Annotated in this window: 18 protein-coding genes and 1 pseudogene; 17 read left to right on the top strand and 2 right to left on the bottom strand. The window is 30.5% G+C overall.

All coding sequences use genetic code 11. The features are described 5' to 3' along the window. Positions 1–10: 10 nt before the first annotated feature. Positions 11–586 (bottom strand): C40 family peptidase, encoded by a 576-nt coding sequence (locus ACWJJ7_RS06825; RefSeq protein ID WP_462964496.1) that lies wholly within the window; start codon positions 584–586, stop codon positions 11–13. A gap of 206 nt (positions 587–792) precedes the next feature. On the opposite strand from ACWJJ7_RS06825, the gene ACWJJ7_RS06820 reads away from it, so the two are divergent. The 3 genes from ACWJJ7_RS06820 (at position 793) to ACWJJ7_RS06810 (ending at position 2706) form a co-directional block, all read left to right on the top strand. After that, entirely contained in the window at positions 793–1119 is a 327-nt protein-coding gene (locus ACWJJ7_RS06820) for a hypothetical protein (protein ID WP_462960567.1), read from the top strand. A 191-nt stretch (positions 1120–1310) separates the two neighbouring features. Further along, positions 1311–2108: a nitroreductase family protein gene (locus ACWJJ7_RS06815; protein WP_462964495.1), complete on the top strand. Its 798-nt coding sequence runs from the start codon at positions 1311–1313 to the stop codon at positions 2106–2108. 367 nt (positions 2109–2475) lie between these two features. After that, positions 2476–2706 carry a PspC domain-containing protein gene (locus tag ACWJJ7_RS06810; protein WP_462964494.1) on the top strand — a complete coding sequence of 77 codons (231 nt, stop codon included), beginning with the start codon at positions 2476–2478 and terminating at the stop codon, positions 2704–2706. A 281-nt stretch (positions 2707–2987) separates the two neighbouring features. Here ACWJJ7_RS06810 and ACWJJ7_RS06805 read toward each other — a convergent pair whose 3' ends face one another. After that, a complete protein-coding gene (locus ACWJJ7_RS06805) occupies positions 2988–4340 on the bottom strand; it encodes an APC family permease (protein WP_462964493.1) in 1353 nt (450 codons plus the stop codon). Between the two features lie 333 nt (positions 4341–4673). On the opposite strand from ACWJJ7_RS06805, the gene ACWJJ7_RS06800 reads away from it, so the two are divergent. The 14 genes and pseudogenes from ACWJJ7_RS06800 to ACWJJ7_RS06735 all read left to right on the top strand — a co-directional run bounded on the left by ACWJJ7_RS06800 (position 4674) and on the right by ACWJJ7_RS06735 (position 14965). Further along, positions 4674–5042 carry a hypothetical protein gene (locus ACWJJ7_RS06800; protein WP_165413236.1) on the top strand — a complete coding sequence of 123 codons (369 nt, stop codon included), beginning with the start codon at positions 4674–4676 and terminating at the stop codon, positions 5040–5042. A gap of 19 nt (positions 5043–5061) precedes the next feature. Then, the gene (locus ACWJJ7_RS06795; RefSeq protein ID WP_462964492.1) at positions 5062–6825 is read left to right on the top strand and encodes a tetratricopeptide repeat protein; all 1764 of its coding nucleotides are present in this window, start codon (positions 5062–5064) and stop codon (positions 6823–6825) included. Between the two features lie 256 nt (positions 6826–7081). Then, positions 7082–7387 carry a nucleotidyltransferase domain-containing protein gene (locus ACWJJ7_RS06790; protein WP_462964491.1) on the top strand — a complete coding sequence of 102 codons (306 nt, stop codon included), beginning with the start codon at positions 7082–7084 and terminating at the stop codon, positions 7385–7387. Continuing rightward, complete coding sequence (locus tag ACWJJ7_RS06785; protein WP_462964490.1) at positions 7368–7760, top strand: nucleotidyltransferase substrate binding protein; 393 nt, start codon at positions 7368–7370, stop codon at positions 7758–7760. The genes ACWJJ7_RS06790 and ACWJJ7_RS06785 overlap by 20 nt, the downstream gene beginning before the upstream one ends. A gap of 218 nt (positions 7761–7978) precedes the next feature. Then, positions 7979–8173, top strand: a pseudogene (locus tag ACWJJ7_RS06780) (hypothetical protein); the annotation flags it as partial. Positions 8174–8424: 251 nt separating this feature from the next. After that, entirely contained in the window at positions 8425–9621 is a 1197-nt protein-coding gene (locus ACWJJ7_RS06775) for a MerR family transcriptional regulator (protein ID WP_462964489.1), read from the top strand. Between the two features lie 108 nt (positions 9622–9729). Then, complete coding sequence (locus ACWJJ7_RS06770) at positions 9730–9861, top strand: hypothetical protein (RefSeq protein ID WP_462964488.1); 132 nt, start codon at positions 9730–9732, stop codon at positions 9859–9861. Positions 9862–9875: 14 nt separating this feature from the next. Continuing rightward, positions 9876–10088 (top strand): MFS transporter, encoded by a 213-nt coding sequence (locus ACWJJ7_RS06765; RefSeq protein ID WP_462964954.1) that lies wholly within the window; start codon positions 9876–9878, stop codon positions 10086–10088. A 167-nt stretch (positions 10089–10255) separates the two neighbouring features. Beyond that, positions 10256–10741, top strand: a complete 486-nt coding sequence (locus tag ACWJJ7_RS06760) for a MarR family transcriptional regulator (protein ID WP_462964487.1) — start codon at positions 10256–10258, stop codon at positions 10739–10741. 263 nt (positions 10742–11004) lie between these two features. Next, complete coding sequence (locus ACWJJ7_RS06755; protein ID WP_462964486.1) at positions 11005–11586, top strand: flavin reductase; 582 nt, start codon at positions 11005–11007, stop codon at positions 11584–11586. 77 nt (positions 11587–11663) lie between these two features. Next, positions 11664–11942, top strand: coding sequence for a hypothetical protein (locus ACWJJ7_RS06750; RefSeq protein WP_462964485.1), 279 nt, complete (start codon positions 11664–11666; stop codon positions 11940–11942). 477 nt (positions 11943–12419) lie between these two features. Next, positions 12420–13073 carry an HAD family hydrolase gene (locus tag ACWJJ7_RS06745; protein ID WP_462964484.1) on the top strand — a complete coding sequence of 218 codons (654 nt, stop codon included), beginning with the start codon at positions 12420–12422 and terminating at the stop codon, positions 13071–13073. A 136-nt stretch (positions 13074–13209) separates the two neighbouring features. Continuing rightward, a complete protein-coding gene (locus ACWJJ7_RS06740; RefSeq protein ID WP_462964483.1) occupies positions 13210–13434 on the top strand; it encodes a hypothetical protein in 225 nt (74 codons plus the stop codon). A 448-nt stretch (positions 13435–13882) separates the two neighbouring features. Continuing rightward, positions 13883–14965 carry an XdhC family protein gene (locus ACWJJ7_RS06735; protein ID WP_462964482.1) on the top strand — a complete coding sequence of 361 codons (1083 nt, stop codon included), beginning with the start codon at positions 13883–13885 and terminating at the stop codon, positions 14963–14965. Positions 14966–15092 lie beyond the last annotated feature (127 nt).

Genomic DNA, 15092 nt, shown 5'->3' with positions numbered 1-15092 from the left:
ATTTGTGCAATTATTTTATTATCCTTTTACCTATTACAAATTTTTCTTTATAATATCCAGTTAATTCAGATGTTTTTATAACATCACCAGTTTTAGGAGAATGTATAAATTTACTGTTTCCGATATAAATTCCTACATGGGATACTTGAGATGGAAGATCTGGATTTGTCATAAAAAAGACTAAATCCCCATTTTTAAGATTATTCATATTAATAGAAACACCTTTATTTATTTGGTCCATAGTTGTTCTGGGCAAATTTATACCAAAATGTTTATAAGCATACTGAATAAACCCAGAACAATCAAATCCACCTTTTACATATTTACCTGTAGCATCTAATATTGCGGGAGTTGTGCCACCAAATAAGTATTTCATTCCTAAAAACGTATTTGAATATGAGACTAAATCATTCCCATTTATTGAGACTTCATATTGTTGTCCATTTTTAATATATTTAGCTTTGGTTAATGGAGTTTCAAAATCCGAAGAAATAACAAAAATCATATATACTATTGTTACTGCTAAGAGAATTAACAGTATTAACCAAAGTCTTACTGGATTCCTTTTGTTAAAAGATTTTCTCATATTGCCCCCCCACACTACGATGTTTAACATAACCTTATATTAAATTACTATATCATTTCTAAAAATATTCTAAAATGTTTAGAAAAATCAAGAATTCTTACAATACTTACTAATAGCTAATTTTGATTAATAGACAAATTTATACTATAATATATTCATCTAGAATGTGATTGAGAGCATTTAGATATTGGGGAGAGGGTAATACTATGGAATATATAGGAATATTAGCATTCTTTTTAGCTATTTCAAATATGGGATTAAGTGATAAAGTTAAAAAACTAAAAGAAGATGTTAAAAAAATGAAGAATTCAATGAAGGGGGAAGTCAAAATGTCTGAAATACTAAAAGAACTTGAAGGTAAAAGATGTACGCTTACAGTGAGTGGAAGTTTAGTGGGACCAATAGATTGTGAAGTTATAAATGTGGATGGTGAATGGATGAAGGTAAATCAATTTGTAAGAAAAGATCAACGTAAAATAAGGATAATTAGAATTGATAATATAAATGATATAAATGACGTGTCAATAGTCTAATTTCTATTAAGTATGATGGATAGGCATTTAGCATCTATCCATTATTTTTTTTGCCCTTATCGATAGGGTTACATCATTTTCAATATGTAATGTGATAGCATTACCCTAATTTAGCAAAGATTATATGGTAGAATGGGTCGAATGAGGGTTTAGATAATAAAATGTGAAATTTTTAAAAGGGGATGAACAAAATGGATTTTATAACTGTAAATGAGAAAAAATGTATTAAATGCGAACAATGTATTAAGGAATGTCCAGCATATGTTCTAAAGATGGGAGAAAAGGGACCAGAAGAAGTAGCAAATACCACTTGCATTGCCTGTGGACATTGTGTTGCTATATGCCCGAGGGAAGCTATAGATAATAAGAAAACACCTTTAGCACAACAAGTTGATGCAAAAGATTTTGCTGAATTAAATGCAGAGCAGGCGGAGCATTTTCTAAGGGCACGTCGTTCTATAAGAAATTATCAAGATAAGTCTGTATCAAGAGAAAAATTAACAAAATTAGTTGATATTGCAAGGCTAGCACCTACTGGAAGTAATAGTCAAGGTATATCATTTGTTGTAGTTGAGGATAAGCAATTAGTTAAAAAAGCTGCTGAACTTACTATTCGAATGATAGAAAAATCTCCACTAAAGGATGCATTAAAAGGATTAATCAGTACTTATAGGGAAGACGGGGTTGATTCAATTCTGCGAGGTGCTCCAAACTTAATTATAACCACTGCGGACAAAGTCTTTTCAAACGGGAGGGCTAATTCTATTTCTTGTCTGACTTATCTAGAATTATTTGCTCCTTCACTAGGACTTGGAACTTGTTGGGCTGGATTTTTTGAGTATTGTGCATCCATTAAGGGTTCACCAATGCTTAAATTATTTAATATTCCAGAAGGCAAAATTATAACAGCTGCCGTTATGGTCGGATATCCTAAGTATAGCTATAAGAAATTAGTTGATAGAAATCCATTAGAGGTTACTTATATATAATATTATAGGGAGATTAAGTATGTTACATACAATTTTAGGAGCTTATTAGCATTTACTCTAAATTATCAACTGCTAATAAAGCAATTTGAGTTAAAGCCCTAATCAGTGGACAATATAAATTTCATTGATTAGGGCTTATATATATTGTACTGTGTTCTTAAACATTCGCTTTAGAAATCATTTTTTGGGGTTTTTATAGTTTTGAAAATTATATAATATTTATGATATAATTGGTACATATCATTATAAGTTGGTAAGTATGGGTGATATTTTTGATAGTAGTGATAATTAAATTATTTATATAGTATAAAATTATAAAAAAAGTTAATATAGGACCTTCTAAAAATTAAAAATTGGAGGAATAAATATGCAAAAAAAATTATATAAGTCTACAACAGATAAACAAATAGACGGGGTTTGCGGCGGTATTGCAGAGTATTTTGATATAGATGCTACAGTTATCAGATTAGCTTGGGTACTTTTAACGCTAATATATGGTATAGGTATATTATTTTATATAATATGTTGTGTTGTTTTGCCAGTTAATAATAATACTCATAATGATGATAACGATACAATTCAATTTAAAGAATTATAAATGTAGGAACTTATGCTGGACAAACTATAAACCATCTAGATGTGCACCTGATTCCTAGATATATAGGTGATGTGACTGATCCAAGAGGTGGGGATGTTTTTATAGGATCTTCCAATATGTCGAGTTCTGCATTAACTAGTGGCATTGAATGGAATTATAGATTAAATTACTAGGTATTCTTTGTATGCTAAGCGGACAAGCTCTGTTGTTAATACATATATAAATAACCGTGATTAGAAGCTTATCTTCATTAGAAACATCCTTTAATTAGATATTAGCTTCTAATTAAAGGATGTTTTGTTTGAAAACATAGAACCAATAGCCATTATAATTATAAAGATAATTAGATATGCAACAACTGCCATTTTATGAGAAAAGCAAGCAGCAATTATCATGAATATGCATCCTGCTAATGAAATAATAGGCATTACGAATCTTTTAAATGAGCTTAAATCTTTTTCTTTTTTCATTATCATAATAAAAATAGGAATATATAATGCATAAATAGTAACTATAGGTAATTCTGATGAATCAAAACAAAAGAATCCAAACCAAGGTTTTGTTAAGTTAGCGCCATAGAAGTATAATAACCATATAGCACAAAGAAGTAGTCCCAGTATAGATGAATTTGTTGGCATATTAGTCTCACTATCTATTTGTTTAAATATTTTTGGTTTTGGTCCAAAGCCCCTTGCTGCTAATGAATAAATACCACGAGTACATCCGAGCATTAATCCATTTAAAGTTCCGAGGCAAGAGATAATAACAAATACAAATATTAGAGAACCAAATGTAGGGGAGAATGTTTTTTGAAATGCCAATTTAGCTCCAGCTTCTCCGCCTTTCATCATAACTTCGTTTGTTACAGCTCCAGCTAGTCCTATATAGTAAAGAATATAAACAGCCATAATTAGAAAAGTTCCTCCGATAAGAGCGAGTGGAAGATTTCTCTTTGCATCTTTTAATTCAGCATTGATACTTGTAGCAATAATCCAACCCTCATATGCAAAGGCTGTAGCAACAACTGCTGTAAATAATGCATTCGTAGTATTTACTTCTTTTACTACTGTTGTAAAATTAAACATAGTCATACCACTATTAATACCTACGATTGTCCCAATTATACCCATTAAAATCAGTGGGATGAGTTTTATAATAGTTGTACTAACTTGAAATTTACCAGCTAAAACTGGTGATAATGCGTTTATTGCATAGCTACCTATCAAATATAGACATGCGATAGTCATACACTCTCCACCTGTAATTGAAAATCCAAATAATACGCAGGTATATCTAGCTGAAACCCATGCTAAAACTGATGTCAATGTTGGATAGTAAATTAGTGCCATAAACCAGCCAACATAATATCCATATTTCTCACCCATAGCAGCTTCTGCATAATCTACTATACCATTTACTTTCTCGTATTTAGTTGCCATTACAGCAAAAGTATAGGCACAAGAAATCATAATAATACCGCCAATAACCCAAGCCAAAATACCTAGTGGAAGACTTCCCCCAGTTGCAGTTAATACTTTTTCTGCCTTGAAAAAAACGCCACTGCCGATTACGATGCCAACAACCATTGCTATTGCAGTAATTAGCCCGTACTTTTTTTCTAATTTTGGGTTCATAAAAAACCATTCCTTTCGTAATTTATAATTTTCAGATAATTCATTATATCATTATACTTTACTGTTTTACAGGGATAAAACCAATATTATTGTTGCTAATATATACATCTTTATATATCCTACAAATTTGTATTTGTTGTGTAATAATAAGATAATATCGGGAGGGTATAACCAATGAAAAAAATTGAAAAAATCATACAGTATGGTGTAATATATGGCATATTGAGACTTACTTATAAATAGTATTAAGATAGTCAGTATAATGTATTTTATATATTTAAATATGATTCGAAGGACCTAATAATATGTTTTGAGTGAAGGGAAGTATTAGAAATGAATAAAAGTAAACAAGAAAAGTGGAATTTATTATCTGCAGTTATGTTCATTGTGTCATCAGTTATGATTTATTTAGGATATGATAAACTTACAAACTATTACTCTAGTGATGTGTCATCTTTAACCAAAAATTCTTATGTTGGAGGAGATGCATACAATTATATTATTAATGGAACTAGGTCAACTTCTTTTTTTGTCTTAGCAACAATGTTTGCTATCCTTGGAGTTAGCTTCATTATGATTGGATATTTGGATAAAATCAGCAATATAAAGCAAAGCGAGAGAATCATCAATCTTTTAGAGGGTTTAAACGAAAATAGTGGACCTAAAAACGATAATTTAAATAATACTCTACCACCACTGTAATAAATCGGGGGGGACAATAATGGCTGGAAATAGATATACAAATATCAGGTATATAGATCTTAATTATTGGTTTAAAGATTGGCCAATAGAAATAATTAACGGTTCTTTACTTTATGATGTTGCTTACGATAATGTTGTTCTTCAGTTAAAAATATGTAATATATCAAATGAAAATATTTCATCAGTATATATTTCAGTTGAATGTTTTGATGATGCTGGAGATAAAATGAATGAAAACAATAATATCGTTATGCATTCTTATCAAGACTTGGACGTAAAACCCAATAATACTTTTGGTGAAAATGTGGCTGTACCACTTATAAATAAAAATGTAAGAAAAGTTAACATACATGTTCAAAAAGTTCTTTATAAAAATGGAGATATTAAGAAAATAAATAAAGAATGCCAATCAAATAAAATAACCGAAAGAACTAGGATAAATGTTTTAGGGGACATGTTAATTGGCGAATTAAAAAGAATTAAATTAGAAGGAAATTCTTTCAGCATTGAGTTCATTCCAGAAACTTTAGAAGGTTTAGGTTGGTTATGTTGCTGCGGAAGATTAAATAATATCTCTAACTTAGCGTGTTGCAGATGTGGACGAGATAAAACATGGCAGTTTGATATTATCAATAAAGTGTATTTAGAAAAGTCCTATAATGATTATCAAATTTACCAAGAAAAAATAAGGTTAAAAGTGAAAAAGGAAAAACAAAGAGATGAGGAAGAAAGAGAAGAACAAATTAAAATTCAAAAAGATATAGTACAAAAGAAAAAATGCAAAATGCTTCAAACAGCTAAAGTTAGTTCTCTATTGACAATATTATTATTTTTTATTATTTTTGCATCTATTAGGTATATAAAACCAATGGTAATAAAAAACCAACAATATGGAAATGCAATAAAGTTATTAAACGGTGGAAAGTATAATGAAGCATTGCTAATATTTGGAGATTTACTACATTATAAAAATGCTGATGAAGAAATTAAGGAAACACATTACAGATATGGAACAGAGCTATTAAAAAGCAATGAATTTGACAAAGCATTGTCGCAGTTGCAGCAAATATTGAAATATAAAGATAGTAAAAAACTAATAGATAAGACACACTATCAATTTGGTAGAAAATTAATGAATGATAAAGATTACTTAATTAGTATAGAAAATTTCAATAAAATAACAAAAGGAAATGTTGAATTTTATTCTAATGCACAAGAAAACATAGAAGAATGTAAAAAACAATTTATAAAGTTAAATGTAACATTGGCAAATAAGGCTATAAGTAGCAAGGAATATGATAATGCTGAGAAATATATAAATGAACTTTTAAAATTGGATAGTAAGAGTGCTGATGCTAAAAAATTGAAGAGTACAATTAATAGCAATATTGCAGAAGATAATATAGAGTTAAAGGTAAGCTTAGCAAATAAGTTGAATAATAACAGCAATGGGGAATTAAAAGAATTTGATTTAGATAATTTAGATCAAAAAGAGTTATCCATGAGTGGGACGATAAATAGGAATCTAAATGTTCATATGAAACTTTTTTTTAACAGCAATGAGGTTTCAGGAACATATTATTATGATAGGTATAAAACGGATATTATACTTAAAGGCGTTTATGATATGGACAATAATGTTACCATGAATGAGTTGGATAATAATGAAAATATTACAGGCGTATTTAAAGGGAAGATTTTTTCAAACGGGGAGTACATTGGTAGTTGGTCGAATCTTGATGGAACAAAAGAAATGCCTTTTGCTATTAATTTATGCAATTAAAAATTTATTATGGATAGAAAATTCAATTAACGTGATTTATGCCCAGTACCAAATAATGAATGTAGTCAATAGTGTAAAAGTTATTAAAGCATTTATATATTCACCTAAAAGCTTTTTATAGTTTATTATTTTTAAGTGTTTTTCAATATTTTAGTTTTAAATAATTTTATATGTGCTAAAATAATAAATATGGTGAAAACTAGTATCTAAAAAATGCGTAAAATTCAAGAAATATATCTAGAAAGGTAATAATAGAATGATTGATGAAAAATTGGTTGTTAAATTGAAAGAAATTTTTGAAAAGTATAAAGAAATTGAAAAAGTAATATTATTTGGATCGAGAGCGAGGGGCGATAATAAATATAATTCAGATATAGATATTTGTATAGTTGGAGCAGGAATGATGCACTTGACATTAGCCAAGATTAATATGGATATAAGCGAAATAAATACGCCTTTAAGTTTTGATATATTATCATTTAATGAGTTAAATAAAGAAGAATTAATAAAGAATATATTAAAGGAAGGAGTTGTTATATACAATGGGAAAGAGATTAGGTGAAAAAGTAAGCGATTTTGTAAATGCCTTAGCTAGATTGGACGAAGCATTAAAAAAGGATATTACAGATGATATAATAATTGATGGAATTATTCAAAGATTTGAATTTACATTTGAGCAAAGTTGGAAAGTTATGAAGTCGTATTTAGAAGAACAGGGTATAATAGACGAGGCAATATCTCCACGGAGTACTATTAAGATAGCATATAAGCATAAGATAATCGTTGATGGGGAAATTTGGATCGAAATGATGTTGGATAGGAATAGAACATCACATATGTATGATGAAACAATAGCTAGAAATATAGTTGAGAGAATTAGAAAAAGTTATATTACTGAATTTAATAATTTAAAAGTTTTTTTGCAAACATATTAATGAGATGACGCGAAGCAAGAACGTCATTTAATTTTGTGAAATTGTTTTATATAGAAGATGACTTATCTTTATATTTAAGAAAAGAAAACTTGAACCAGAGCAAACAAAACAAATGTTTGGAAGGTTCTTTTTTTATTACCTTAATATACTGATTTATGGGAAAGGTGTAAATTTGATTATGTTTATATCAGAGATATTATAAAGATGGATTAAATGAATCTTTTATTGCTGTTGCTGTATTAAAGAAGGGAATTACTTGGAGTAAAGAACAAGTACAATTAGTTTTACTTATAGGTATTGCGGTTAAAGATAGGTATGAATGGAAAAATTGTTTAGAGCATTTATATAAAAATATTATAGACATTGAAGTTGTGAAAAATATTATTAAATGTAATGATTTGAAGAATTATTAAATCGCAATACAGAGCAATAAGTAAAATAGTAAGCTATGAATGTAGAAAACTTCTAAATTCATAGCTTTTTTATATAATAATAACTAAATTAGATGCTCGATACTCTTAAAAATAATTATAAAAAAGTGTTGACCCTAACATTATGCCATAGTGTAATATAAAAATAGAGTTTAATTATATTGACAAAAACTCATAGCCGGCGAGTGTTAGACAGTATTGATAGCTCTAAAATCAAAGTTGGAGGTGCAGCAATGAAAACAATAAAACAAGTTTCGGATTTGACAGGAATAAGTGTGCGCATGCTACATTACTACGATAAAATCGGATTGTTAAAACCAAGTAATTTCACAGACTCAGGTTACAGACTTTATGACGATGAAGCTCTTGAAACCTTGCAACAGATTTTATTTTTTAAGGAACTTGATATACCACTAAAAGAAGTTAAAGAAATCATGGCTAGTGCTCACTTTGATAAAATGCAAGCACTAAAAAGTCATGAAAAATTGCTTATTTTAAAACGCAACAGATTGAATGATTTAATAGAGCTTGTAAATAAAACATTAAAAGGAGAAACCACAATGAGTTTTAAAGAATTTGATATGAGTGAATATTATAATGTACTAGAAGAGTTTAAAACTGAACACAAAAATATTATAATTAAATCTTATGGTAGTATGGATAAATATAATGAATTTATTGAAACATGTAAATCTAAGGAAGCTGAAATTGCTAAAATGGCTATAAAGGAATACGGAAGTATTGAAAAATATGTTAAAGCTATGAAGAAAAATTTTAATAGTGATGCAATGACTAAAGCAGAACAAATTGATAATTTTAAAAAAGATTGTCTTTATGATAGACATCCTAAATTAAAAGAGCTATATAAAAAACTTACAGCCGACTTAAGTAAAGATCCTTCTTCAGATAAAATTCAACATATTGCTGGTGAAATAACGAGTATAGCTAAAAGAGATTATGAAGTTTTTAAAAATGAGCTTGGAGATTATTATTGGTACACTATAGTAAAATTTTGGTTGGAATTTCCTAAGGGCTTAGAAAAAAACTATGATGGAAGTGGCATGTCGTGGATAGAATCAATGGATAAAAAATATGGAGAGGGTGCATCTAAATTTATCGGAAAAGCTTTAAAGGTTTATTTGGGAGATTATGAGCCTAAAATAGAAACACTATATAAAAAACTTGGATCTGACTTAAGTAAAGACCCTACTTCAAAAGAGATTCAACAAATTGTTTCTGAAATAGCAAATGAGAACCGAAAAATAAATGAAGCTTTAAAAGTAGATGAGGGAGAAAATCATTGGGGTTATACAGCAGAACTTTATTTATCAAATCCTACGTATATAAAAGTAATGGACAAGAAATATGGCAGTGGTGCATCTAAATTTATCGGAGAAGCTTTAAAATTTTATTCTGAAAATAATAAGTAGTGCATTATTCCAATCACTCTCAATTTTTTGAGATGTTTCATTTAATATAAAAATTTACTTGTACACTATCATGAAATACCTGGAGAAGGAGATATAAACTTTCAGAAGGTGTTTGAAATCCTAAAGAAATATAACTATGAAGATTATGTAAGTGTAGAGTTATATAACCATTCAGAAATGTGTGATAAGGCATTAAAGGAAAGTAAAGAGTACCTAACTAACGTAATCAATAGTTTTTAGTATAGTGGGAATGGATTATTAGATTATTTGGTCGTAGACCCTTATTATTAATAGGACTTTCTGGAACTACCTTAACTATGCTTGCAATGTCTATTCTTACAAATACGTTAGCGGGTTTAAGTATGCTTCCATACGTTGTACTTATATTTACTGTGATTTTCTTAGCTTTCTTCCAAGGGTGTCTTGGACTTAGCAAGCAATTCGCCTTACTCCTGCTAATCTCATAGAAATAACACGAACGATGAATGGTATATGCTTACCGAATGCTTATACGTCTTTGTCTATATTTTTTCAGATGTAGCTCAATTCTTAGATAATTGCTTTAACATTGTTGAAATAGAAACAAAAGTTTGATATAATATTGCTAATACACCAACGGGTGGGAGGACAGGCCATGAACAAAGAAGAACAGGTCATAATGGGTTTCAGGGACTTATTAAACAAGATGGTTTCGCTTAATAAGTTTAAGATGAAAGACAGTCTTAAGGGTTATAAGTCCTCTGAAGTACATTGCATTGAATACATTGGAAGAAATGTAGATTCCAACGTGACAAAACTTGCGGAGTCCTTTTATATGACTAGGGGTGCCATAAGTAAAATGACTAAGAAGCTCATAAAAAAAGGCATTATCGAAAGCTACCAGAAACCGGATAACAAGAAAGAAATCTATTTTAGGCTTACTGAGCAAGGGAAAGTAATTAACAAAGTCCATGAGGAACTGCACAAAGAGTTTCAAGAGCGGGATAAAGCCGTATTTGAGCAGGTAACCGAGGAACAATTTGATATCATGCTTAGCTTCGTGGAAAAGTATAGTAGGCATTTGGATGCAGAAATAAAGAAGCAAGGTGTAGATATAACAAATCGAAATGATTTTGAATAATGGGGTTGTATAAAAAGTAGCCTAACGGGGGCTGTATCAAAACGCTGAAACATCAGTGTATGATACAGCCCCCGTTATTATTGACAAGGAAACAATAAAGTGATAGAGTAGTTATGTTGCCAAGGAAACATAACTACTCTTTTTCAAGAGGTGAGAATTTTAAATGTGTAAATTTAAATCAATCAATATACAATCTACAGGACAAACCGTTATATAGTATATACAATAATACTATAAATAGACCAGACATAAAAGGAGAAAAAATGAAAGAAAAAACAAATGATGTAAATGTCAAAGAGATGAATTTTGATCAATTATTTAAACAAATTTCTACGGAAGAAATATGCGACAATGTACTTACGTTGGTAGGTCCGTTGGTAGGAAAAGATTTTACGGTTATTACTGCGGGCAAGGAAGATTATTATAATTCCATGATAGGCAGTGGAGGCGGTTTGGGGATTCTTTTCAAAAAACCCACCACTTGGTGTATTCTTCGATCAGACCGTTATACGCTTGAAATAATTCAAAAAGAGCAAACATATACGCTATCTTACTTCCCGAATGAATATAAGGAACAAATGCTCTTTTTGGGAAGTAAATCAGGAAGAGATAGTGAGAAAATGAAAGAAGTTGAATTGACAAGTGTTCAAACTCCTTCCGGAGATATGTCTTTCAAAGAAGCCAGACTAATTATTGAATGTAAATTAACGCAACTTACTACCCCCAATCCCAATGATTTTTACACACAAGAAACTAAAGACTATATAAACGAAGCTTACAAAGAAGCAAACCATTATCGCAAATTTGTATTTGGGGAAATCACCCATGTTTGGGTAAAGAAATAAGAATAAACCAGAATTAACGAAGAGAATGGTTAAAAGCGGATGGCACAATAGATGAAGCATTACAAAGTGAGCAGCAGGTGTACCAAGCAGGAGATGTACTTAGAAATATACCATTAACTTGTTTATCAGCAGTTGATGAAGGTATGGGACCCATATATCAAGCAGTTGTAAACGCAGAACAAGAAGATTGGCTTAGCTGCTCTAATTATTCTAAAAGAATACCAGTTCCAAATTCTGGACACTATATATATATAGACCAACCTCAGTACGTAGTAAATGCAATTAAAGACATGATTAATACTATAGAAAATAAAAATTCACCACACAAGGATGATAATCAAAAGATTATGAAATAATAATCGGTACTTTGTTAAGGTCAATTCAAGAAAGTTTGCGCTAGATTAAGAGGATGATTTCTGTATTGTGAACAGGAGTTATCTTTTTTTATTGGCTATTCTAAGGGGGGGCATTTTCAGGATTGCAGCTGAATCTTGAGAAAACAAGGATTGTATACTATAAAGATGATGATAGAAAATGGTTAATAATGTTGTAGGAGCTAGAAAAGGAGGAAAACTTTAATTGCAGCTTAAGTCACAATATGAAAATGGAGGATTCTGCGATTATGACCAGAGAACTTATGATTTTGATGACCTTAAAAAACAGCTATTAGGAACTGGGGATACTGAATAAATTCTATAAAAATGGTAGAAATAAAAGTGTGAATGATTTATTTTGGTAGTATGAAATATTTATTATTTCGAATGCTATAGTTATAAGGAGATGATAAGTTTGGATAAAAAAAGACTAGGAAAAATAGATAGGATGGTGATTTTATGCTAAAAGCAGTTATATTTGATATGGATGGAGTAATTATTGATAGTGAACCAACACATATGAAGCTGGAAAATGAGACTTATAAAAAATTAGGCATAGAGGTTACAGGAGATGAGCATCACTCTTTTGTAGGAGCGACCTCTCATTATATGTGGGAAGCTCTAAAAAATAAATATAAGCTTAATCAAACACTTGATGAGTTAATTGAATATGATAGAAGTACATATTTTAAATACCTTAATTCAGATGAATGCGAGATAACTCTTATTGATGGGGTGAAAGAGCTAATAAAAGACTTTCATGAGAATGGAATAAAGCTAGCCATTGCCTCATCATCTCCACTAAATGTAATTGAGGCTATTGCAAAGAAATTTCAAATAGAAGAATACTTTGAAGTTTTTGTTACCGGTGACTATGTACAGAGAAGTAAGCCTGAACCAGATATATTTCTTTTTGCTTCAGAGAAGCTTGGGGTAAGCCCGGAAAATTGTATAGTTATTGAGGATTCTCATAATGGGGTTCGTGCGGCTAAAAAAGCAGGTATGAAGTGTGTAGGAATCAATAGTGATGCTGCAGGAAGCCAAGATATTTCCATGGCGGATTTAGTTATAAATAGCTTTAAAGAAGTGAATTATATGAAGTTAAGTCAATAAGCAAACAGAAATTGTTAATTACAATTTCGTGCTATCCATCCCATTCCTTAAGGTGTGGGATGGATAGCACTTGCCGTGAATCTGATCTTAAGCTATATGAATTGGCTCCACATGTACAAAATATTGAAAATGAAGAATGTTAAATAAGAAGACCAGTAAGAATAAAAAGGCAATGGTAATTATTGAATCAATTATTTTAGTTATGATTATTGGAGTTTTAGGGAAGTTTTCCACCAAAGAGCCTTCTAATAATACATCAGTTCCCATTGTAGAAACTGCAGTTCCCAAAGCAAGTGAAAACGTACCTGATGCAAAGCATACTGGTTCTACAGGATCAACTGGAACTACAGGTAACCAGTAACCATCTGTAGCTATAAAGACGGTCATTGTATCTAAGAATAGGGGGTACTATACAATGATTGTAAATATGATATGGTTGGGAATAGTGTAGAAGCATTAGTACTTACGTTACAAAAATAGCTGAAGAGCTTAATCTTCAGCTATAATTATTTTTGCGTTAAATTTATTGAAGTTATTCGAAAGGCTTTTAGTTAAATTTGAATCTGTTATAATATAATCAATTTTGCTAATTGGAGCAATATTGATTGTTATCCAGTAGATAGACAGAATAGAGAGGTTAAATAGGGTTCTCTTCTTTATGTTAAAATATATTCAGCAATGTTATTGAAATTTCAGGATATATTGTTATAATAAAGTAATAATTTGTTGGTTAATTCGCTCGTTTATAGACATAAATAATTTATCAAAGGTGATTTTTAAATGATAAGTAAGCTTGGAGGAATAAAATCATGAATGTAGATACCTATAAAAACTTACTGGATGAAGTGGGCTTAGGAAAGAATGCTGTTATGATTACAATGTTGGATAACAAAAATTGTGAAAATAAACCATATCAGAACAAAACACTTTTTACAGAGGAAAATCTGAATGCCCATAATCGCGTATCTGATTTAGATGAATTAATTTACCAAAAGGCAAAATATGCAATAGAAACTGGAATTATTCAGTTTGTAAAAGTTAGTGAAAGTGAAGCTTATTTAATTGAACCATATTTTCCAGAACCACGCTTAATAGTTTTAGGTGGTGGACATATAGCTAAGCCCTTAGCTGAGTTTGGTTCAAAAGCAGGTTTTTCAGTTACAGTTATCGATGACAGACCCTCATTTGCTAATAGTGAACGATTTCCTACTGCTAAAAAAGTAATTTGTGAGAGTTTCGAGAACTGTTTCGACTTAATTAGTTTAAATAAATCTGCTTACGTTGTTATTGTAACTAGAGGTCATAGGCATGATATGGATTGTCTAAGACAAGTTTTAAAACATAATACTGCATATGTTGGGATGATTGGTTCAAAACGGCGAGTTAAAAGCGTCATGGAGCAAATGCTAAGTGAAGGATATCCTCAAGAGGAGTTAAACAAAGTCAATGCCCCTATAGGTCTTGAGATAGGAGCAGTTACACCAGAAGAGATAGCGTTTTCTATTATATCTCAGGTCATCAGTTATAGACGACTCGGTGATATAACCAATGTTATTAATAGGCATACGAAAACTAATTGGCCAGAATTTGACCATGAAGTATTAATGGAATTGTGCAAAGAAGAAAATTCTCCAAAGGCAATCATTACAATTATTTCCACGAAAGGTTCAGTTCCAAGAAATGCAGGGGCTAAAATGCTTGTATGGCCCTATGGTAAGATTTTAGGGAGTATCGGCGGAGGGTGTAGCGAAGGCACGATAATTAATGACGCCCGTAACTTACTCGGAAATGGTGGATATCAAATTAAAAGCATAGATATGTCAGGCGCCATCGCTGAAGATGAAGGGATGGTATGTGGGGGAATCATGGATGTAATAATAGAGTCTTTTTAGACATCACTAATGAATAGGAGCCGTGACATAGTTTTAGAGAACTGGAATTTAGTTGCGAAGTTTTGATCTTTTGTTATTAATATTGACATAAATTCAATATTAATTTACAATTAAACTCCATGTGGGA

The organism is Clostridium sp. CM042 (genome assembly GCF_055080995.1).
The sequence above is the reverse complement of the archived record's forward strand: the minus strand, read 5'-3'. Positions and strand labels throughout refer to the sequence as shown.